The organism is Hymenobacter artigasi, assembly GCF_012275535.1.
Classification (GTDB): Bacteria; Bacteroidota; Bacteroidia; order Cytophagales; family Hymenobacteraceae; genus Hymenobacter; species Hymenobacter artigasi.
In genome coordinates, this window is record NZ_JAAVTK010000002.1 from 65,840 (window position 1) to 87,015 (window position 21,176).

The following is a 21,176-nucleotide window of genomic DNA, read 5'->3' on the forward strand; positions in this document are numbered from 1 at the left end:
TTCGGGCCCGGCGCGGTATCTTTCGGCCTGTTTTAGCTGGGGGTCGTAGTTGCGGGAGCCGCCGCACTACATCCTTTGAAATAACTACCACTTATGTCCGACACCCTCACGGCCGCGCCCGTTTCCTTTGCCGAATTCCCAGCCGTGACCACTGCCGAGTGGCAGGCCCGCCTGGTCCGTGAGCTTAAAGGCCGGGACCCGGCCACGCTGCGCTGGCCCCTGCCCGACGGCTTTGCCCTGGAACCCTTCTACCACCGCGAAGCCCTCGCGGCGCTGGGTGGCCCGCCCGCGCCCCTGCCCCGCCCCTTGCAGCCCTGGTTAAATGTGCCCGCCCTGACCGTGCCCGTCGGCACCGACGGACGTGCCCAGATTGACCAGGCCGCCGCCGCCCTGGCCAACGGGGCCGACGGCATCCATTTCATTATCCACGACATTCCGGCGCTGGCCGTGCACTACCTAGCCGAGCAGCTGCCCCTAGCCCGCACCTTCGTGGGCTACACCGTGGTGGCCGCCCCCGACGAGCTCCTGAGCCAGCTGGTGGAAGCCGCGCCCGGCACCGCCCTGCGCGGCTTCATGCGCTTTGCCCCCGGCCCCGTGCCCGAGGGGGCCGAGCTGGCCGACTACCGCGCCGCCCTGCGCCGCTGCGTGCGCCTGACCTCGGGCATGCCCGATTTCCGGGCGCTGGCCGTAAACGGGGCTTTTTTCGGTAACCGGGGCGCTACTGCTACCCAGCAGATTGCCTTCAGCCTGAACACCGCCGCCGCCCTGCTGGCCGAGCTGCCCGATGCCGAAACCACGGCCGCCGAAGTAGCCGCCGCCCTGCACCTACACATCGCCGTGATGCCCGGCTACTTCCTCGAAATTGCCAAGCTGCGCGCCCTGCGCCGGCTGTGGGCCACGCTGCTGCACGGCTTCGGCCTGCCCACCGGGCTGAACGCCCACCTGCGCATTCACGCCACCACGGCCACCTGGACGCAGACGACCCTGGATGCCCACACCAACCTGCTGCGCCACACCACGGAGGCCATGAGCGCCGTACTGGGCGGGGCCGATTCGCTGAGCGTGGCTCCGTTCGACTGCCTGTTTGCCGACGCCAACGAGTTTTCGGGCCGGCTGGCGCGCAACCTCTCGGTGCTGCTGCGCGAGGAAGCCGGCCTGGGCCGGGTGCAGGACCCCGCCGCCGGCTCCTACTACCTCGAAACCCTCACCGACCAGCTGGCCCAGGAGGCCTGGGCGCTGTTTCAGCGCATAGAGGCGGCGGGCGGGCTGCCGACGGTGCGGGCCCAGGTGCTGGAAGAAATCAAAGCCGTGGCTACCGAAACCTTCCGCCGCATTGCCAGCGGCCAGCAGGTGATTGTGGGCACCAACCGCTTCCAGAACAAGGGTGAGCAGTTCTCCTTCCACCCCAAAAAGCTGCTGCGCTCCGCTGATTTTGATGTGACGCGGGCCGCCTACCCCACCGAGGTGCTGCGCCTGGCCACGGCCCTGCACTTCGAGCGCCGCGACCGCAAGAGCAAGCGCGCCGCCGTGGTGCTGCTGGGCTCCAACACCAACCAGGTTATTCTGGACAACTTTATTCAGCTATTGCAGGAGCACGAGCGGCCCGAGCTGGCCGCCAGCCACCCGGCCGGCACGCTGTCGCTGCTCTACTCCTCGGCCGAGGAAGCCACGCTGATGTACGCCACGCCCGAGCAGTTCCAGAAGTTTGCCCGCTTCATCTATCAGATTCCGACTGAGAAGCAGCAGTTCATTCCACCGGCCCTGCTCAGCTCCGACCTGGCCACCATGCACGACGCGGTGCGGGTATTCGGCTTCCAGGAAATGAAAGTGCAGGGCTACACGACCGAGGAAGTACTGGCCCGATTGCAAGGACGGTAGTTTATTAATTATAAATTTTGAATTATAAATTATAAATGAGTGGCTTGACGGGCGGTTAATCGTACTGATTCGTAGTGGCTTTACTCATTTATAATTTATAATTTATAATTCAGAATTCCCCATAATGAAGCCCGACTTCTCTTCGATTCCCTACAACGCCGCCCCGGCCCCCGCCGCCGCTGCTGCGCCCGATACGGCCGCCACGCTCACGCCCGAAGGCATTGCCATTAAGCCGGTGTATGGCCCGGAGGATGTGGCCCACCTCGACCACTTGGGCTTCGGGGCGGGAGAGGCCCCTTTCCTGCGCGGCCCCTACGCCAGCATGTACACCCAGAACCCGTGGACCATCCGGCAGTACGCGGGCTTCTCCACGGCCGAGGAATCGAACGCCTTTTACCGCCGCAACCTGGCTGGTGGGCAAAAAGGGCTGAGCGTGGCCTTCGACCTGGCCACCCACCGCGGCTATGACTCGGACCACCCCCGCGTGCAGGGCGACGTGGGCAAGGCCGGGGTGGCCATCGATTCGGTGGAGGACATGAAAATTCTCTTCGACCAGATTCCGCTCGACCAGATGTCGGTGAGCATGACCATGAACGGGGCCGTGTTGCCCATCCTGGCCTTCTACATCGTGGCGGCCGAGGAGCAGGGCGTGAGCCCCGAAAAGCTGGCCGGCACCATTCAGAACGACATTCTGAAAGAGTTTATGGTGCGCAACACCTACATCTACCCGCCCGCGCCGAGCATGCGCATCATCGCCGATATCTTCAGCTACACGGCGGCCCGGATGCCCAAGTTCAACAGCATTTCCATCTCGGGCTACCACATGCAGGAGGCCGGGGCCACCGCCGATTTGGAGCTGGCCTACACCCTGGCCGACGGCCTGGAATATGTGCGCGCCGGCCTCGCGGCGGGCATGAAGATTGACGAGTTTGCTCCGCGCCTGAGCTTCTTCTGGGCCATCGGGATGAACCACTTCATGGAGATTGCCAAGCTGCGCGCCGGCCGCATGCTGTGGGCTAAGCTCATCAAGCCCTTCAACCCCACCAACCCCAAAAGCCTGGCCCTGCGCACGCACTGCCAGACGTCGGGCTACTCCCTCACCGAGCAGGACCCATATAATAACGTGGCCCGCACCGCCATTGAGGCCCTCGCGGCCGTGCTCGGCGGCACCCAGAGCCTGCACACCAACGCCCTCGACGAGGCCATTGCCCTACCCACCGATTTCTCGGCCCGCATTGCCCGCAACACGCAGCTCTACCTCCAGCTCGAAACCGACGTAACCAAGGTGGTAGACCCCTGGGGCGGCAGCTATTACGTCGAAACCCTCACCCACGAGCTGGCCGACAAGGCCTGGGCCCTCATTCAGGAGGTAGAAGAACTCGGCGGCATGGCCAAAGCCATTGAAACCGGCCTGCCCAAGCTCCGCATCGAGGAAGCCGCCGCCCGCAAGCAGGCCCGCATCGACTCGGGCAAGGAAATCATTGTGGGCGTGAACAAGTACCAGACCACCGAGAAAACCGAGGTCGAAGTACTTGACATCGACAACGATGCAGTGCGCGAAAGCCAGATTGCCCGCCTGAAACAAGTGCGTGCCGACCGCGACCCCATCGCCGTGAAAGTTGCCTTGGCTGCCATCACTGAGGCGGCCGGAGTACGCCTTGATGAGTTAGGAGTTAAGAGTGAAGAGTTAAGAGTTGAAGCGGGAGCCTCTGCCGAATCAACTCTTCACTCTTCACTCTTAACTCTTAACTCAAATAACTTGTTGGCTTTGGCCATCATCGCCGCTCGCGCCCGCGCCACCCTCGGTGAAATCTCCGATGCCCTCGAAGCGCAGTTTGGCCGCCACCAGGCCACTACGCGCACCGTGGCCGGCGTGTATTCGCAGGAAATGAGCCACAACGTGGCCTTCGAGCAGGCCCGCGCCGCCGCTGAAGCATTTGCCACCCACGAAGGCCGCCGCCCCCGCATGCTGGTAGCCAAAATGGGCCAGGACGGCCACGACCGGGGTGCCAAAATCATCGCCACCAGCTTCGCCGATGTGGGCTTCGACGTCGACATTGCCCCCCTCTTCCAAACCCCCGCCGAAGTAGCCCGCCAGGCCGCCGACAACGATGTGCACGTGGTGGGCGTGAGCAGCCTCGCCGCCGGGCACAAAACCCTGCTCCCCCAACTACTCGCGGAGCTGCGGCAGCTCGGCCGCGAAGACATTCTGGTGATTGCCGGCGGCGTAATTCCCGCCCAGGACTACCAGTTTCTCTTCGATGCCGGCGTGGCGGGCGTGTACGGGCCGGGTACGGTCATTGCCACGGCGGCGCTGGAGATTCTGGGGAAGCTGGGGGAGTAATTTCTAGAACCGATATGACCATTCCTGAAGGCGAGCAGTGGGGCTATGACTTTGACTGGTTCGCGGTGGATGCAGACGGTTATCTCGTGCATCTCACTTCATGGGGCGGTATACTGCCCGCCTCAGTGGCAGCATCCGGAGAAAACCTGAAAACGCTCGAAGACTACTTCAGCAAGCTACCAGAACTGTCGACCGATGAAGAAATTGAAGCAACGTTTACGGATGCTACCCCCGATGGCGATTTAGGAACCTATCTGGAATACATCAGGCGCGGATTCTTTTCCTTTGACCGGATGGATTATAATAATCATGACTCCTGCGTCTACCAGTTAGTAGCACGGCCGCCTCGGGCGCTGCTAGTGGCCGATTTGCCCCCCGATATAGCAGCCATCATTACCCAAACGCAGCTCCCTTTTTCAGTGGCGGATTTGGTCAAGTTGGATACTTCAGCAGTAGCATAGTTCCCCTCCCCTATGCCCCTCTTCGCCGCCCTAGACCGCCTCAAAGCCGACCTTGACGCCCTCCGGCCCCTGGCCCCGGAACAGGAGCAGCGGGTGCTGCAAAAGTTTCTTTAGAAATCGCCTTACTCGCTAGCTAATCCCAGGCCCGCCCCACCCGGCGGGCCTTCTTATTGCCCGATGCCCTCGCCTCCAGAACGGCAGCGACGATACCCTGCACATCGAAATGGCGCTGCTGAAATTGGCTGCCCGATTCCCCTAAGTAAAAGGTTCGGATGTAGCATCCGCGCCTTTTTTGTTGGGCCGTGGCCAAGCCGGGTGCAGCAGCAGCGGGGCCTTGGCAGGCCACAGCCCGCCAACGGCAGTGGATAGCCACGAACGGTTGAGGCGATAAAAATTAACACGTTTTTAGCATCTTTATAATGCATTAATTCATATATTTATTCTTTAACCCCGGTCTGCAGCCCGCACCCGTTGGCAAAGCCAATTACCCCTGATGCCCCGGGGGAGGTGCCCCGGACGCTGGCCCCTACTGTTCCACATCTCACCCCAAACACCATGAAACAACTGCTTATTCTACTACTACTTATATGCGCCAGTTTCGGCGCGCGCGCCCAATCCTCCGCCTGGACCTTCGCCCTGCCCGTGGCAGACCTGAACGGGGCCATGGCCGTGGCCACCGGTCCCGATGGCAACGTTTACCTCACCGGGCGCTTCACGGGCTCGCTGGATTTGGGCGGGACGGTGCTCAGCAGTTCCCAGCCGGGACCCTGCCTGTTTATTGCCAAGGTGAGCCCCGCCGGGCAGGTACTGCGCGCAACCAAGCTGGAAGGGGCCACCGATGTGCTGCCCCGCGCTATTGCGGTGGACAAAAACGGCAACAGCTACGTGACGGGCAGCTTTCTGGGCACGCTGAGCTACGCGGGCGGCAGCACGTCGTCGCAGCTGCAGAGCGCATCGGGTAGTGCCGTTTTCCTGCTCAAGTGCGGGGCCAATGGCCAGGTACGCTGGGTGCAGCAGGCCGATGGGCAGCAGAGCGACCAGTATGGCGGCAGCTACGGTACGGGCGTGGCCGTGGACCCTGCCGGCAACAGCTACATCTGCGGCCTGGTAAACGGCAGCCTGGTCCGGTTTGGGGCGCGAACCTTTGGGGCGCACCGGCGCGATGGCTTCGTGGCAAGCTACACCTCCCAGGGACAGATGCGCTGGGCACAGGTGCTCACGCATCGCAGCGCGACTACCGACTACTACCAGCCGGGCGACGTGGGGGCCGACGGGGCGGGCAGCTGCTACCTGCTGGGCCACAGCGCCGGGGGCTGGACGCTGGGCAGCACCGCGCTGGTTATCGCGGGCGAAGCCGATTACCTGGCGCGGTTCGATGCCGGCTCCGGCCGGCCGCGCTGGGCCAAAGCCATTCCCGGCAACGGCGCCAGGCAGGCGCTGGCCCTCGATAAGCTGGGCGACGTGTGCATCGGGGGCGGCTTCTCGGGCACGGTGGCCTTCGACGGCATCACCTTGACCAGCGACGGTGACGCCGATGGGTACGTGGCCCGCTACGACCCCACCGGCGACCTGGACTGGGTAACGGCCCTGGGCGGCCCCAACTACGACGTGGTAGGCGATATCGCCGTGGACCAGAAAACGCGCAAAGTCTTTGCTTCGGGCATGATGAATTACACTTCGGCGGGCACTAATCAGGCTTTTCTGGCCACCCTCAATGCCAACGGCCGGGTGAAGCACACCGAACGGGTGGGTGGTCCGGGCACCAGCTCCAGTGGCTCGCTGGCCCTGGATGATGATAACAACGTGTATTCGACGGGTATATTCACGGGCAGCTGCCATTTTGGAGCCCTGGAGCGCAACAGCACGGCTACCCAGGCCTATCTGGCGCGCTACGGCAGCCGCCAGCACGGCCGCAACGCAGGCAATGACGACAACGACGATTTCCATACGCCGGCCCTCAACCTGTTTCCCAATCCCGCCCAAAACCAGCTCACGCTGCGGCTCACGGACCCGGCCGGGGCCGGGCAAGCCACGCTCTACAACCACCTGGGCCGGCCCGTGGCCTCCCACGCCATTCAGCCCACTGCGGCTGATATTAGTTTCGACACCTCCGCCCTACCCGATGGCCTGTACGTGCTGCGGGTGGCCGCGCAGGGCAAAACCACCACCCAGATGGTGACGGTGCAGCACTAGCGCGGGGCCCAAACCGGCACGCCCCGGCCCGCTACAGTAGCAGGCCGGGGCGTCCTCTTTTTCCTGCGTGGCCATGCAACAGCTCAGCCAGCTTCTCGTTGGGCGGGTAGCCCTGCCGGCCTTGGTGCGCCGCTTGGTAGTTGGCTAGTCGCGCGAGCGGAAGGCAAATGGCACCGACATGGTGCGGGCCACGCGCACGGGCTTGCCGCCCACCAGGCCGGGCGTCCACCACGGCATGAGGCGGATTATGCGCAGGGCTTCTTCATCGAAGCCGTGGCCGCAGCCCTTGGCCACTTCCGCATCGACGATGCGGCCCTGCTGGTCCACCACAAAGCTCACGTACACCGTGCCCGACAGGCCTTGCTTGAGGGCTTCTTCGGGGAAATGGGCCGTTTGGCGCACAAACGCATAGTAGGCCGACTCGCCGCCCGGATAGGCCGGCAGCACTTCCGAGAACTTAAGCACCGTGGCCGGGCTGGCAGCCTCGGCTTCTGCTTCGGCGGCTACGGGCACCGGGCCGGCGGGCGGGGCCACGGCTTTGGTGAGCGACTGCATTTTGACGGTCAGCGAGTTGCCGGCGGCTACGGCCATGGTCTGGTCGCGGTAGCCCTGGCATTTGAACAGCAGGACGGATTTTGCGCTGGTGAGCGTGAGCAGAAAATCGCCGGCGGAATTGGTACTCGTGGCCTGGGGAGTGCCCTGCACCGCCACAAACACGCCCGGCAGCGGCATTCCGACCTCGTTGGTAACGCGGCCCGCCACGGCGGGAGCCGCCAGAACAGCAGGCAAGCCTGGGGTGGTTTTCGACGCAGACGATGGGCCAGCAACCAGCAATTGCGCAGCAACAAATAGTATAGAGAGCAGCATATGGGCGGGATTTTGGTGAAATGAATTAATTAGTTACGAAGCAGGTACGTGTGGAAATCCAGTGTTTTGATAAGCCACAATCGTTTTCAGCAGGGAAAACCAATACGCAGGCGGAACAAAAATAAGTCTGGCTACATTAATTGATTTTTTCCGGGTATATATTCAATAATTCACAGAAAGCAAACGTTTGCTCGTCTTCCTTATTTCATACTATGAGAATACCCTGGTAATGGTCAGCCGTTTGTTAGCAGCGTTTATATTTATGCAAATTAAACATAAATGATGCGCAAATCAAACCAATAGCTTTGCCGGCACACTATTGCCTTTCAATAAATATTTATAATATCCACGGCAATCAAGCCATAATCAAAATTACATTATTCCAAGTATTATCTTAAAAGGTACTCTGGATTGATAAATTGCGCAGGGTGTTGCGCATACAAAGGCCCCGCCAACACGCTGGTGAGCGTGTTGGCGGGGCCTTTGTATGTGGCTAGAAGCGCACTAACTACCAGAAACTCGGCAGGAGGCTATTCCGCCGCCTGCTCTTCGCCGCCCAGCAGCGCCCAGGCTTGCTCGTTGCCCTGCTGGCCGGCTAAGTGCAGCGCGGTGAGGCCGCGCGCATCGGCAATGGTCCGGCTGGCACCGGCATCGAGGAGCAACTGCACCAGCTCGTTGCGGCCAAACATGGTGGCGAACATGAGGGCCGTGCCGCCGTTGCCGTTCTGGAGGTTGAGGTCGGCCCCGGCGGCAATGAGCCGCTGGGCAATGCCGGGGTATCCCTTGAAGCTGACGCCCATCAGTGCGGTGTTGCCGCTGGCGTCCTGAGCGTTGGGATTGGCCCCGGCATCGAGGAGAAAAGTGGTAGCGTCGGGATGGTTGTCGTAGGCCGCCAGAATGAGGGGGGTGAAGCCCTTGGGGTTGGCCGAGTCGATGGCGAGGCCGGTGGCCAGAAGGTCGCGCAGGGCGGGTACGTCGCCGCGGCGGGCGGCATCAAACAGGAGTTCCTGGGAACTGGCAGTGGTAATATCCATGAACAGAGGGAATCAATAAGGAATGGAACACAGAACGGGGCGTAGTGTTAGGCAGCCCCTGGCTCGTGCTTACGGATTACTTCGGTATTTGATATGCTGGGCAGGTTTGGCGACTGGCTTTCGGCCTCAGAAACAAAGCAGCATAACGAGCGTCAGGATGGTGAGCAGGGCCCCGACGGCGGCGGTATTCACGTAGGTTTCGGGCGAGTGGCCGGGCCAGGTGCCCACGGCGGCCACGGCGGCCAGCAGCAGCGGCAGCAGGAAAAAGGTCCCGTAGATGGTGCCGCCGTAGGGCCGGAAGGGAGCCGGGCCATCGGGCGACTCGGGTACGCTGATGCGCTGCACGATGCCTAATAGGGGCGTTTGCCATACCACGATGGCCTGGCCCATGCGCACCCGGTGGCCAATGGCGCTGGGCAGCCGGAAGCTGGTGTGCGCCGTGTGCACGCGGTAGGCCATCTCGGGGGCGGAAAGCGCGGCCGGCACCGATACCGGGAAGCGGCTCTGCACGGTTTCGAGGGGGTATTGGCGCAGCGGCAGCGCCCAGTCGAAGCCCAGCAGCAGGCAGCAGGCCAGCAGCGCCACATTCAGGCTGCGGGCTAGGCGGGCGTGGTGGTACCAGCGCGCCTCGGCGGCCGCGTAGTGGGGCGGCAGCACGGGCATATCGGGCTCCTGGGCCAGCAGCACATCGTAGGCCACGCGGCGGCGCGGGTGGCCCAGAATGCCGTAGCCGGCCTCTACCTCGGTGAGGCGGGCGCGCATGGCGGGGTCGGCGGCCAGCTGCCGGAGCCGGGTGCGCTGGCGCAGGTAGCCCTGCTCAATTTCCCGGGCCGTGGCCGAGGCCCCGACCCCCAAAACGTGGTAATAATTCTGCATAGACGAAGCGCGGCAATGCCCGAAAATACAGACGCGCAGCTATTTTCAAACGCGGCGGGGGCCAAGGCTATTGCACAGGGCCCGGGCGCCGGCCGCTTACCGGCGCCAGGCCCGTAATTAGCGGCCCATGATGCCTGTGCCCGAAGTATCCCCTGTGCTGCTGCCGCTGCCCCCCACCCCCACCACCCCGCCCTGGAGCATGCTGGAGGCGGCCGTGGTGCGCGGCAAAACGCGGCTCATTGCCTGCAAAAATATCCAGCCGCTGAAGCTGCTGCAGCCCGCAGCGCCCGGCAGCTTTTGTCATGTGGTGCTGAGCAGCTACGGCGGCGGCCTGGTGGCGGGCGACGTTATCCGGCTGCGGGTGGCGGTGCAGGCCGGGGCGCAGCTGGTGCTGAGCACCCAGGCCAGCACCCGGGTTTTCCGCTCCATTGATGGGGCCGTGGCCGAGCAGCACACGGTGGGCGAAGTGGGCAACGACGCCCTGGCCGTGGTATTCCCCGACCCGGTGGTGCCGCAGGCCGGCAGCCGCTACCGCCAGACGCAGGCGTGGCAGCTGCAGCCCACGGCCCTGCTGCTGCTGGTCGACTGGTTCCACTCCGGCCGCATGGACCAGGGTGAGCGGTTTGCCTACACCTCGCTGCACTCGGAGCTGCGGGTGCGGGTGGGCGGCCGGCTGGTGCTACTGGACATATTCGGCTTTCAGCCCGAGGAAAACATAGCCGCCTCGCCGGCCAACTTCGCCGGGTATCAGAGCTTCTTTTCGGTGTACCTAGTGGGCAACCCGGTGGATGCGCGCTTTCAGGTTTTGGCCGAGGTACTGGCGCGGCAGAAGATGCCGGGCGGCACGGGGCCGCACTTTCGGCTCAGCAGCCAGGAAGTGGTGGTGTCGGTGGCGCGGGCGCGGGAGAATGTGTGGGTGCTGCGGGCCGCCGCGCACAGCCGCATGGCCTTGCAGCCGCTGTGTGAGGCCCTGCTGGCGGCCCTGGCCAGCGAGGATTTGCTGGGATACAACCCGTTGGGACGGAAAATGTAGCGAGGACGCTGTGCGTCTGGGCTGCGCCCTAATTCCCTACGCGGCCTTCTTCTTCGGTGCTGCTGGCGGCGTGGCGGGCCTGGGTTTTGCCGCTGCCGATTTTGCAGCTGAAGGTCAGCGTCACGCGGCGGCTTTCCCACTGGTTGTTCCAGGTCTGGTTCACGTTGTTGTATTGGAGGGTGCTGCGGAAGCGGCTGGTGTTGAACACGTCGCTGACGCGCAGGCTGAAGCTGGCTTTTTCGGCCCAGATTTGCTTTTTCAGGCCCAGGTTTACCGAGCCGCTGGCTTTGGCCTGGTAGAGGCCCTGCACGGCGGGCGAGCTGTACTCGCCGCTCACCGTGAGCTTGTAGCTGCGGGGCAGCACGAAGGTGTGGCTGGAGCTGGCTTCCCAGCTGTAACTGGAGAGGCGCACAGGCTGGGCTTCGACCTGCGTGGCTACCTGCGTGTAGCTGCCGCTCAGCTGGTTATCCACGCCCCACCACTTCGTGATATCGGTGTGGCCGCCCGAGCTCAGGGTGAGGGTGCTGGTCTGGGCCAGGTTCTGCGGAGTGCCGGTCGATATCTTGGTCACGTCGTTCTGAGTCACCACTTCGTTCACCGAATTGGTTTCGCGCAGGTAGCTCAGGCTCAGGATTTGGAAGTCTTTGTGCAGGTAGTTGAACACGAACGACTGCGAGAGCGAGGGGGCCAGGAAAGGGTTGCCCTGCTGGGCGGTGTAGAAGTCGGAGTAGTTGAGGAAGGGGTTCAGGCTTTGGTAGTTGGGGCGGGTGATGCGGCGGCTGACGGAGGCGCTTACCTGGTCGGCCTCGGTGATTTTGTAGCTGGCGAAGGCGCTGGGAAACAGCTGGAAGTATTGGCGGTCAACCTGGTCGCCGGTGGTGGCCGAGTGGCCGCTGGTCTGGGTCAGCTCGCCGCGCAGGCCGGCTTTCAGCTCCAGCTTGCCGTAGCTAGTGTTCAGGCTCAGGTAGCCGGCCGAAATGTGCTCGTCGTACTGGAACTGGTTGGTGCGCAGTGCATCAAGCAGCCATTCGCTGCCGGCCAGCTTATCGAACTGAATGGCGCTGCGCGACGTCACCCAGCTGGTTTTCAGGCCGGTTTCGGCGCGCCACTTGGTGCCGGCGAAGGGGTGCACATAGTCGATTTTGGCGGCCCGGATGGTGGTTTCGGACGAGGCCGCGCTGCGCAGCTGCTCGGCCGGGCGGCCCTCGTCGCTGCCGGCCGCAAACACCAGGTTGCGGAAGCTTTGGTTGCTGGCGCTGGCGTAGTGCACGTAGTCGAGGTCGGCGCTCAGCTCGCGGCCGGTGCTGTCGAGGGCGAAGCGGTAGTAGCCGTTCAGGGCCAGGTTGTTGTTGTTGCTGGTTTCGGGGTTGGTCATCTGGCGGCGGCCGCCGGGGTTGCCGGCCGCGTCGGTGGTCACGGAGTTGCTGGTGCGCACGGCGTCGGTGGTATTGAGGCCACCGCGCAGCTGCAGGCCGATGTTCTGGCGGGTGGTCAGGGCCACGTCGGCGCCGGTGGCGTAGGTGCCATCGTACATAAGCGGCCGCCACACGTTTTCCTGGTTGAAAAGGCTGTCGCGGATGGTGCGAACCATGGTCATGCGGTTGAAGGAGTTGTAGCGGCCACCGTTGAGGCGGGCGAAGAGGCGCACTTTGCCCACGTTGTAGGCCAGGTTGGCACCGGCCCAGCTTTTCTCGTAGCGGCCCTGGCCCAGGTTCAGGTTGTAGGTGCCGCTCAGGCCGGGCCGCTGGTTGCGGCACAGCTTGATGTTGAGCACGCCGGCCGTGCCGGCGGCATCCATGGAAGCGGGCGGGTTGGGCATCATCTCAATCTGGCTGATGGCCGAGGCGGGCAGCGATTTCAAGTAGTTGCTCAGGGCCGCGCCGCTCATGTAGGTCAGCTTGCCGTCGATGAGCACGTTTACCCCGGTGCTGCCCCGGTACACAATGTTGTCGTCCTTGTCCAGCGTCACGCCGGGGGCTTTTTTCAGGATTTCGAGGGCCGTTTCGCCGGCCGTGTTCAGGCGCTCCACGTTCAGCACGGTACGGTCGGCGTGCAGCTCCAGCATGGGCGTGGTGCCGGTCACGGTTACTTCCTTTAGCGCCGTGGCGGCGGGGGCCAGCCGCAGCGCCGGCACCGCCACGGGCGCCGTGCCCACCACGAAAGCGGCGCTCCGGGCGCTGCGGTAGCTCATCAGCAGCGCCTTCACGCAGTAGCGGCCGGGCTTGATGCTATTGAAAGCGTAGCCGCCCTGCTCGGTAGTCGTCTGGGAGTTGGCAATGGCGGAATCAGGCAGCTGCACGAGCACGGCAGTGGCGAAAGCCAGCGGCTGGCCGGCGGCATCGAGAATGGAGCCGGTGGCGGTGGCCGACTGAGCAGCGGCGCGCTGGGCAAGCCCCGGCAGCACGAGCAGCAGTAGAAAAAGGCGGAGGCGGAGTAGCGTTTTCATCACGAAAAAGGGGTTGGCTGAATGACGAATCAAAGGTTAGCGCCCCCATTTTCAGGTCAAAAAATAGTATGCCAACCCGCCAAAACCCGGTGCCAGCGCCCTTTTCGGGCCGTTCCCCGGTTGGCATCCCAAAACCGGGGGTTGGCATAAAAAAGGTGCGGGGCCCGGCCGGGAGCGGTAGTTTTGGCCACTCAATTATTCTCCCCTTCCTATGGCTTCCCTCCTGACCAAATCCGCTCTTCGCTGGCACGTTCTGGGCTGGCTGCTGTATGGCGGCTACGAATTCCTGGGCGTATTTATGCATCATCAGGCGGGACTGCGCATCGGGCTTTGGCTCACGGCCTCGGTCCTGTTTATTCGCTTCGCGGAGTTCTACCTATGCTACCTGGTGGTGTATCCACGGTTGCTGCGCTCGGGCCGCGCCCCGCAGCTAGTGGCTACGCTGCTGGGTGTGCTGGCGCTCTACATCGGGGCGCGGGCGCTCATTGAGGAGGTGATTTATCCCGCCGTACTGGGCTTCCACAATTACTCGCCCGACACGAAGGTGTGGTACTACATCTTCGATAATATGTTTTTTGGCAGCCCCATGATTGTCGTGAGCGCCGCTTTATGGGCTGGCAGTGCGGCCGTGCACCGCGAGCGCGAAAACCGCCAGCTGCGTGAAGAAAAGCGCGTAGCCGAAGTGGCCTTCCTCAAAACTCAAATCAACCCGCACTTCCTCTACAACACCCTCAACATGCTCTTCAGCATGGCCTACCCCGTGGCCAAACCCGTGGCCAATGCCATCCTGAAACTATCGGAGCTGATGCGCTACATGCTGCTCGACACCCCCGACGGCCAGGTAGACCTCGAAAAAGAAATCGAGTACCTGCACAACTACCTGGACCTCTATCGCCTGCGCTTCCCCGACAGCTTCCATGTCGATTTCCAGGTGACCGGCGACCCAGCCGGCCGCCGCGTGGCCCCGCTCGTGCTCATCCCCTTCGTGGAAAATGCCATCAAGCACGGCGTGCTCGACGACCCCGAAAACCCGGTGCACATTCGCCTGACTATTAAAGGCGAGGAGCTGCAGTTTGAAGTTCAGAACCACCGCAGCGATGCCAACAAGGACACCACCACCGGCATTGGCCTGCCCAACCTGCGCCGGCGGCTGGCGCTGCTGTACCCGCAGCGCCACGCGCTGCAGGTGGAGGAGCGCGGGGAGCAGTTCACAACGTCGTTGCGGCTGGTGGGGTAGCGGGTAGCCCTCCGCGTTCACCTCACCCCCGGCCCCTCTCCTTGGGGAGGGGGGAGCCTGGCGCTTTCAAAACAGTTTTCGTCGGGCGCATTTCCGGTTCCCCCTCTCCCCAAGGAGAGGGGGTCAGGGGGTGAGGTGACCCGCCTGCCGTACTTTGCCCCCTAAACCCTTCCCTGCCCATGATTCGCTGCCTCGCCGTCGATGACGAAGCCCCTGCCCTGCTCATCCTGGCCGATTACATTGGCCAGTTGCCTTTCCTCACGCTGGTGGGCACCACCACCAACCCCATTGAAGCCCTCACCATGGTGCAGCAGGGCCTGGTCGATTTGGTGTTTCTCGATATCCAGATGCCCAAGCTCACCGGCCTGCAATTCCTCAAGCTGGCCGGCAATCGCTGCAAAGTCATTCTCACCACCGCCTACCCCGAATACGCCCTCGAAGGCTACGAAAACGACGTGGTAGACTACCTGCTCAAGCCCATTTCCTTCGAGCGGTTCTTTAAAGCGGCGCAAAAGGCCCTGGCGCTGCTGCCCGGCCCCGCGCCGGAGCCCGCCGCGCCCGCCCCGCTGGCAGCGCCGGTTTCGGCCGTGCTGGCCCCGCCGCCCGCCGGCCATATGTTTGTGAAAGGCGAGAGCAAGAACAAGTTTCTGCGCGTCAACTACGCCGATATTCTCTACATCGAGGGGCTGAGCAACTACGTATCCATCCACCTGCCCACGCAGCGCGTGGTGACGTACCAAACGCTCAGGGAGCTGGCCGAGACGCTACCGCAGCCGCCGTTTCTGCGGGTGCATAAGTCATTTATCGTGTCGCTGGATAAGATTCGCATGGTCGATGGCAACACGATTTATATTCAGGACAAGGAGATTCCGGTGGGCGAAACCTACCGCGAGCAGCTGTACCGGCAGATTCGGGAGCAGTAGCGCGCTGTAGCGCGGACTCTGTAGTCCGCGTCCCCGCGCCATCAGACGAGTTTTAACGGCTCGGGGACGCGGACTACAGAGTCCGCGCTACTACCGCCGGTCCTCGCGCACGGCGGCCAGCCCCCGCGCCTTGGCGGCTTTGATGTGGCCGATAATCTCCTCCAGTCCAAACCCATCCACGGCCCGCGCAAACAGGAAGGGACCATCGCCGCGCATCTTCTTCGAGTCGCGCTCCATCACCCCCAAATCGGCTTTAATCAAATCCTTCAGGTCGATTTTGTTGATGATGAGCAAGTCCGACTGCGTGATGCCGGGGCCGCCCTTGCGCGGGATTTTGTCCCCGCCCGACACGTCGATGACGTAGATGGAGTAGTCGACCAGCTCGCGGCTGAAGTGGGCGGCCAGGTTGTCGCCGCCGCTCTCCACGAACAGGAAATCCAGCTTGTACTCGAAGCGCTGCATAAGCCCTTCGAGCGCGTCCATGTTCAGCGAAATATCCTCGCGGATGGCGGCGTGCGGGCAGCCGCCGGTTTCGACGCCCACAATCCGGTCTTCGCTCAAGGCGCTGTGGCGGATGAGGAATTCGGCGTCTTCTCGGGTGAAGATGTCGTTGGTGACCACGCCCAGTTCGAACTCGTGCCGCAGGCGCTCGCATAGCGCTTTTAGCAGGGCCGTTTTGCCCGTGCCCACCGGCCCGCCGATGCCCACGGTGAAGGCGCGCTTGCGGAAGTTGCGGTAGCTGGGCAAGCGCCGGGTTTCGCGCTCGTTGAAGTCGCCGGGCGACTCGTAGGCTTCGTGCTGGTGGCCGTGGAGAAGCAGGGCAAGTTTTTCGACAAAAGCCATAGGTTAAATATGATGTAGGGGCGGGGCTTGCCCCCGCCCGGTCGTTCGCGTCAAATCAACGATTCCGTTCAACGACGGGCGGGGGCAAGCCCCGCCCCTACTAGTTCTGAAATAATTTGGAGTAAATATCCTCGTGCAGCACCTGCGCCATCTCCAGCAGAAAAGCCGAGCGGCTGGCCTCGCCATACCCCTTACCCGCCTGCGCCGCCAGAATGTGCTCGAACACCGCATAAAAGTCGTGCTGCAGCTGGTGGCCCTCCAGCGGCCCCAGCAACCCCAGGCGAATGGCGGCGCTGAGCTGGTCGCGCAGCACCATGTGCAGGTACATGGCCTGCAATTCTTCCAAAGTAAAACCCACCCGCCGCAAGGCCAGCGTGAACACCAGCGTGAAATGCGGCGGGATGTGCTGGCGTCTGAACCACTGGGTAATGGTTTCCAGTGCGGCTTCGGGGTAGAAGGTGGCCAGCAGCTTCAGCCAGCTGCGGCCCTGCACGGCGCTGGCTTTGTAAAGGCCGGGAACCAGCAGCTGGGCATCGTATTCTTCGGCCAGGGTTTGGAATTCGGGGCTTTGCTCGGTGAGTTGGAAGGCGGAGTTGATGAAGGGCAACTCCGCGCTGCCGGCTTGCTGGAGGTAGGAATACAAGTAATTGCGCAGGGCAGCCGGCGAGGCAAGCAGGCCGAAGGTGTGGCTGCTTTCCAGGCCGTAGGAATAGGCGAACGAACCGGTGGGCAGGGCGGAATCGACGAGGTGCAGGAGGCGGGCGAAGTGCATGAGGATGGTTGGGGTCAGCGCGAACGGTTCACCTCACCCCCTGACCCCCTCTCCCGCGGAGAGGGGGAGCCTGACGATTTCCGTCAGGAGCATGACCGGTGCCCCCTCTCCGCGGGAGAGGGGGTCAGGGGGTGAGGTGAGCCGCTAGAACAAGTTATACAGCTGCGCCAGCGGCAGCACCTCCGCCGGCTCGCACGTCAAATGCACCCCATCCACCATCACCCTATAAGTTTCGGGGTCGACGGAAATATTGGGCAAATAGTCATTCAACGCCATGTCCTTCTTGCCGATATTCCGGCAGTTCTTCACGGCTACTACCTGCTTGGTCAGGCCGTAATCAGCCCGCACTCTTTCAACTGAAGCGCCCGACACGAACACCATAGAACTCTTCCCGATGGCCCCGCCCAGCGCGCCGAACATGGGGCGCGAGAACGAGGGCTGCGGCGTGGGAATGGAGGCATTGGCGTCGCCCATCTGGGATTGGGCGATGATGCCGCCTTTGAGAATCATCTCCGGGCGGGCGCCGAAAAAGGCGGGTTTCCAGAGCACCAAATCGGCCAGCTTGCCGATTTCGACCGAGCCGACTTCGTGCGAGATGCCGTGGGCGCGGGCCGGGTTGATGGTGTACTTGGCCACGTAGCGGCGCACGCGGAAGTTATCGGCCTGGCCGGTGGAAGCGGCGTCTTCGGGCAGGGGGCCGCGCTGCTGCTTCATTTTGTGGGCCGTTTGCCAGGTGCGGGTGATGACCTCGCCCACCCGGCCCATGGCCTGCGAATCGGAGCTGATGATGCTGAGCGCGCCCAGGTCGTGCAGGATGTCTTCGGCGGCGATGGTTTCGCCCCGGATGCGGCTTTCGGCGAAGGCCACGTCTTCGGGAATGTTGCGGTCGAGGTGGTGGCAGACCATGAGCATGTCGAGGTGCTCGTCGATGGTGTTCACCGTGAAGGGCCGCGTGGGGTTGGTGCTCGACGGAATGACGTTCGGCTCGCCGCAGATTTTGATGATGTCGGGCGCGTGGCCGCCCCCCGCCCCTTCGGTGTGGTAGGAGTGGATGGTGCGGCCCTTAAACGCCGCCGTGCTGGTTTCCACGAAGCCGCTCTCGTTCAGCGTATCGGTGTGGATGCAGACCTGCACGTCGTATTCCTCGGCAATGCTGAGGCACATGTCGATGGCCGCCGGGGTGGTGCCCCAGTCCTCGTGCAGCTTGAAGCCCAGCGCCCCGGCCTCGGCCTGCTCGCGCAGCCCCTCGGGCCGGGAGGAGTTGCCCTTGGCCAGAAACCCGAAGTTGAGCGGGTAGGCCTCGGTGGCCTTCAGCATGGTTTCGAGGTAGAACGCGCCGGGCGTGCAGGTGGTGGCGTTGGTGCCCGCCGCCGGCCCGGTGCCGCCCCCAATCATGGTCGTCACGCCGGAGGCCAGCGCCTCGGGAATCTGCTGGGGGCTGATGAAATGGATGTGGCAGTCGATGCCGCCGGCGGTGAGCAGCTGGCCTTCGCCGGCAATGACTTCGGTGGTGACGCCCACCACCATGCCGGGCGTGACGCCGGGCATGATGTGCGGGTTGCCGGCCTTGCCGATGCCCACGATGCGGCCGCCCTTGATGCCGATGTCGGCCTTGAAAATGCCGGTGTAATCGACCACCAGCGCGTTGGTGATGACCAAGTCCAGCGCATCGGCCGGCCCGATTCCTGCCGCCTGGCCCATGCCGTCGCGCAGCACTTTGCCGCCGCCGAACTTGCATTCCTCGCCGTACACGCAGTAGTCGCGTTCAACTTCAATCAGCAGGCCGGTATCGCCGAGGCGCACCCGGTCGCCGGTGGTGGGGCCGTACATGTCGGCATACGCGCGACGGGAGATGGGGAGGGACATGTTTTAATTTTGTTGGATTGGCGACCCCACTATTCGTTTTTGAAAGGCTTGGAAAAGACACGACCATCAGCAGTGCCCTTTATGCCTTTTTTGTAAACGGAATAATAGACTTCAAACTTGAAGTATTTACTATGTTTTAATGAAGGCACTTCACACGTAAAATCTGCTGTTTCAGTATTCTCGAGAAGAGTCATTGTTGAAATACTCATATCACAAGGCTTCTTACTTTTTACATCTTTGTAAATACACGTCCAGCTTGTTCCATTCAATTTATCAGAACCATAAAGCCCAACTTGATAGAATACAGAGTCGCTACAAGTATTCTTAATTTGAATGCTGTATTTGTTTTTTAACTGCTGTTGAGCGGTAATTAACACACAGTCCTTGTGTGGTGTATTTATAAAAAACACTGAGACAGCGGCAAGCAAACAGCATTTCATTTTTAGTAGAATTAGTGTTCAAGCAATATCATTATTTCTCAAGTTTCTCCAGCGCCTGCTGCTTCTTGCCAGCATCATCCAGCTTGCCATCAATCAGCCCATTGCCGCCGTACACGATGCGCTCGCCGGCCAGGGCTACCAGGCGCACGCGCTTGCGCTCGCCGGGCTCGAAGCGCACCGCCGTGCCGGCCGGGATGTTGAGGCGGAAACCGTAGGCGGCGGCGCGGTCGAAGTGCAGTGTCGCGTTGGTTTCGAAGAAGGGATAGTGCGAGCCGACCTGCACGGGCCGGTCGCCCATGTTCACGACGTCCACGTCCACCGTGGCGCGGCTTTCGTTGAGGATGATTTCGGTCGGGTGCAGCAGGTATTCGCCGGGCTGGGGGTGGCTGGCGTTGACGGGCGCGGCGCCGGGGGCCAGGGCGCGGCTGAGGCCGGAGCCGTAGAGGGCCAGGGCGGCATCGCCGGTTTCGCGGCAGATGGGGTGGTGCACGGTCACGAGCTTGGTGCCGTCGGGGAAGGTGCCTTCGATTTGGACTTCGTGAATCATGTCGGCCACGCCGGGCAGCACGTCGGCCAGGCCCAGCAGCTGCTTGCCCTTGTCCATGAGCACGGCCACCCGCTCGCCGTCGCGGATGAACTCGAGCAGCTGCGTGGCGATGAGGGCCAGAGCTTCGGGGTAGTTCAGGAGCAGGCCGCGGGCGTAGCGTTTTTGGGCCACGACGCCGGCTTGGTGGAGGATGAGCTTGTCGAGGTCTTTGGGGGAGAGGTGCATTTGCGTTAGGTTGAGGGTAGGCGGGTGTGGGGCAGGAGGGGTTACAAGAACGTCATGCCGAGCGTAGCCGAGGCATCTCGCTCGCGCCGCCTGACGCCGTCACCTCACCCCCGGCACCTCTCCCGCGGAGAGGGGAGCCTGACGATTTTGTAACTGCGCAGAACCGGTGCCCCCTCTACACGGGAGAGGGGCCGTGCCCGGCAGGGGTCAGGGGGTGAGGTTGACGGGCGCACGACATCTGGCTCACCACCGCACATTCTCCCAAATCATCCACCCGCCGTACCCGATGCACAGCAGCGACGACAAGGTAACGGCGCTAAGCTTCACCACCCGGCTAATCCGCATACGCTGCGTGAACGGCACGCTGCACAGCCCGGCCACGATGAACATCCCCAGAACAGAGCCTACGCCGAATACCGCGAAATACAGCACGCTCACCCACACGCTGCGGATTTCGCTCATCACCAGCAGCACCAGCGCGCCGCTGCCGGCCAGGCCGTGCAGCAGGCCCACGGCAAAGGCCGCCCGCGACGGCGCAGCGCCCGGCCGCACTTTGGCAGGCGGCCGGCGCTGTTCCAGCAGGCGGCTAACGCCCATGCCCACGAGCAGCACCCCGACCGCGACTTCAAACCACGGCGAAGTAAGGAACGTTACGCGGCCCAGCAGGATAACGGCCCCCACCAGTACCAGCGTGGTGGTGTGGCCCAGGCCCCAGTAGATGCCATCGCGAAGGGCCTCAGCGAGGGTGTTGCGGCGCGAAATCAGATTCGCCACCGCCAGCAGGTGGTCGGGTTCAAATGCGTGCCCCATTCCGGCCACTGAAGCGAATAAAATGGGCAACAGGCCTTGCATTTGAGGGGTAATAAAGTAGAATCAGTAACTGGAAACGTTTGGGGCCCGCAAATTTTATGTCAACTGGATTTTTTTGAAAAAGTAATCCAAACTTTCCGGAATAACTGCTGAATCTGGAAAAAGCTCCCGTAACTTACCATTCCGTGCCGCCTGGCAGACGGCAGGGAAACGTTCGTTCAGTAGCCGCAGGGTACGCTAACGACTGGTTTTGACTTTGTACAATCGCAGCACACAACCCATTACCCACCAGTTATTTATTAGCTAATACTACGAACTGGAAATAGTAAAGCGGCGGATAACGCCATTTTAACTCCCGGCGGTGGGCCGTTACTTGTAAAC

17 protein-coding genes are annotated in these 21,176 nt (G+C 62.6%); 7 read left to right on the forward strand and 10 right to left on the reverse strand.

Going from position 1 to position 21,176, the window contains the following annotated elements:
• The first annotated feature begins 93 nt into the window (after window positions 1-93).
• The 4 genes from HBN54_RS03770 (at window position 94) to HBN54_RS03785 (ending at window position 6,876) form a co-directional block, all read left to right on the forward strand.
• A complete protein-coding gene (locus HBN54_RS03770) occupies window positions 94-1,878 on the forward strand; it encodes a methylmalonyl-CoA mutase family protein (protein WP_168671828.1) in 1,785 nt (594 codons plus the stop codon).
• 124 nt (window positions 1,879-2,002) lie between these two features.
• The gene (gene scpA / locus HBN54_RS03775) at window positions 2,003-4,222 is read left to right on the forward strand and encodes a methylmalonyl-CoA mutase (RefSeq protein ID WP_168671829.1); all 2,220 of its coding nucleotides are present in this window, start codon (window positions 2,003-2,005) and stop codon (window positions 4,220-4,222) included.
• A 14-nt stretch (window positions 4,223-4,236) separates the two neighbouring features.
• The gene (locus tag HBN54_RS03780) at window positions 4,237-4,683 is read left to right on the forward strand and encodes a hypothetical protein (protein ID WP_168671830.1); all 447 of its coding nucleotides are present in this window, start codon (window positions 4,237-4,239) and stop codon (window positions 4,681-4,683) included.
• 555 nt (window positions 4,684-5,238) lie between these two features.
• The gene (locus tag HBN54_RS03785) at window positions 5,239-6,876 is read left to right on the forward strand and encodes an SBBP repeat-containing protein (RefSeq protein ID WP_168671831.1); all 1,638 of its coding nucleotides are present in this window, start codon (window positions 5,239-5,241) and stop codon (window positions 6,874-6,876) included.
• A gap of 144 nt (window positions 6,877-7,020) precedes the next feature.
• On the opposite strand, the gene HBN54_RS03790 is transcribed toward HBN54_RS03785, so the two are convergent.
• The 3 genes from HBN54_RS03790 to HBN54_RS03800 form a co-directional block, all read right to left on the reverse strand.
• A complete protein-coding gene (locus HBN54_RS03790) occupies window positions 7,021-7,665 on the reverse strand; it encodes a TonB family protein (RefSeq protein WP_168671832.1) in 645 nt (214 codons plus the stop codon).
• A 608-nt stretch (window positions 7,666-8,273) separates the two neighbouring features.
• Window positions 8,274-8,777 carry an ankyrin repeat domain-containing protein gene (locus tag HBN54_RS03795; protein WP_168671833.1) on the reverse strand — a complete coding sequence of 168 codons (504 nt, stop codon included), beginning with the start codon at window positions 8,775-8,777 and terminating at the stop codon, window positions 8,274-8,276.
• A gap of 126 nt (window positions 8,778-8,903) precedes the next feature.
• Window positions 8,904-9,653 (reverse strand): J domain-containing protein, encoded by a 750-nt coding sequence (locus tag HBN54_RS03800; protein WP_168671834.1) that lies wholly within the window; start codon window positions 9,651-9,653, stop codon window positions 8,904-8,906.
• Between the two features lie 127 nt (window positions 9,654-9,780).
• Between HBN54_RS03800 and HBN54_RS03805 the strand changes: the two genes are divergently transcribed.
• The gene (locus HBN54_RS03805; RefSeq protein WP_168671835.1) at window positions 9,781-10,686 is read left to right on the forward strand and encodes an urease accessory protein UreD; all 906 of its coding nucleotides are present in this window, start codon (window positions 9,781-9,783) and stop codon (window positions 10,684-10,686) included.
• Window positions 10,687-10,714: 28 nt separating this feature from the next.
• Here the strand turns inward: HBN54_RS03805 and HBN54_RS03810 are convergent, their stop codons facing one another.
• Complete coding sequence (locus HBN54_RS03810) at window positions 10,715-13,132, reverse strand: TonB-dependent receptor domain-containing protein (protein ID WP_168671836.1); 2,418 nt, start codon at window positions 13,130-13,132, stop codon at window positions 10,715-10,717.
• 211 nt (window positions 13,133-13,343) lie between these two features.
• On the opposite strand from HBN54_RS03810, the gene HBN54_RS03815 reads away from it, so the two are divergent.
• Window positions 13,344-14,369 (forward strand): sensor histidine kinase, encoded by a 1,026-nt coding sequence (locus tag HBN54_RS03815; protein ID WP_168671837.1) that lies wholly within the window; start codon window positions 13,344-13,346, stop codon window positions 14,367-14,369.
• A 179-nt stretch (window positions 14,370-14,548) separates the two neighbouring features.
• A complete protein-coding gene (locus HBN54_RS03820; protein ID WP_168671838.1) occupies window positions 14,549-15,292 on the forward strand; it encodes a LytR/AlgR family response regulator transcription factor in 744 nt (247 codons plus the stop codon).
• 90 nt (window positions 15,293-15,382) lie between these two features.
• On the opposite strand, the gene ureG is transcribed toward HBN54_RS03820, so the two are convergent.
• The 6 genes from ureG to HBN54_RS03850 form a co-directional block, all read right to left on the reverse strand.
• Complete coding sequence (ureG, locus tag HBN54_RS03825) at window positions 15,383-16,135, reverse strand: urease accessory protein UreG (RefSeq protein WP_168671839.1); 753 nt, start codon at window positions 16,133-16,135, stop codon at window positions 15,383-15,385.
• A gap of 100 nt (window positions 16,136-16,235) precedes the next feature.
• Complete coding sequence (locus tag HBN54_RS03830; RefSeq protein ID WP_168671840.1) at window positions 16,236-16,907, reverse strand: urease accessory protein UreF; 672 nt, start codon at window positions 16,905-16,907, stop codon at window positions 16,236-16,238.
• A gap of 144 nt (window positions 16,908-17,051) precedes the next feature.
• Window positions 17,052-18,773, reverse strand: coding sequence for an urease subunit alpha (gene ureC, locus HBN54_RS03835; RefSeq protein ID WP_168671841.1), 1,722 nt, complete (start codon window positions 18,771-18,773; stop codon window positions 17,052-17,054).
• 29 nt (window positions 18,774-18,802) lie between these two features.
• The gene (locus HBN54_RS03840; protein WP_168671842.1) at window positions 18,803-19,213 is read right to left on the reverse strand and encodes a hypothetical protein; all 411 of its coding nucleotides are present in this window, start codon (window positions 19,211-19,213) and stop codon (window positions 18,803-18,805) included.
• Window positions 19,214-19,244: 31 nt separating this feature from the next.
• Window positions 19,245-19,985 carry an urease subunit beta gene (locus tag HBN54_RS03845; protein WP_168671843.1) on the reverse strand — a complete coding sequence of 247 codons (741 nt, stop codon included), beginning with the start codon at window positions 19,983-19,985 and terminating at the stop codon, window positions 19,245-19,247.
• A gap of 243 nt (window positions 19,986-20,228) precedes the next feature.
• Entirely contained in the window at window positions 20,229-20,795 is a 567-nt protein-coding gene (locus HBN54_RS03850) for a HupE/UreJ family protein (RefSeq protein ID WP_168671844.1), read from the reverse strand.
• Between the last annotated feature and the right edge of the window lie 381 nt (window positions 20,796-21,176).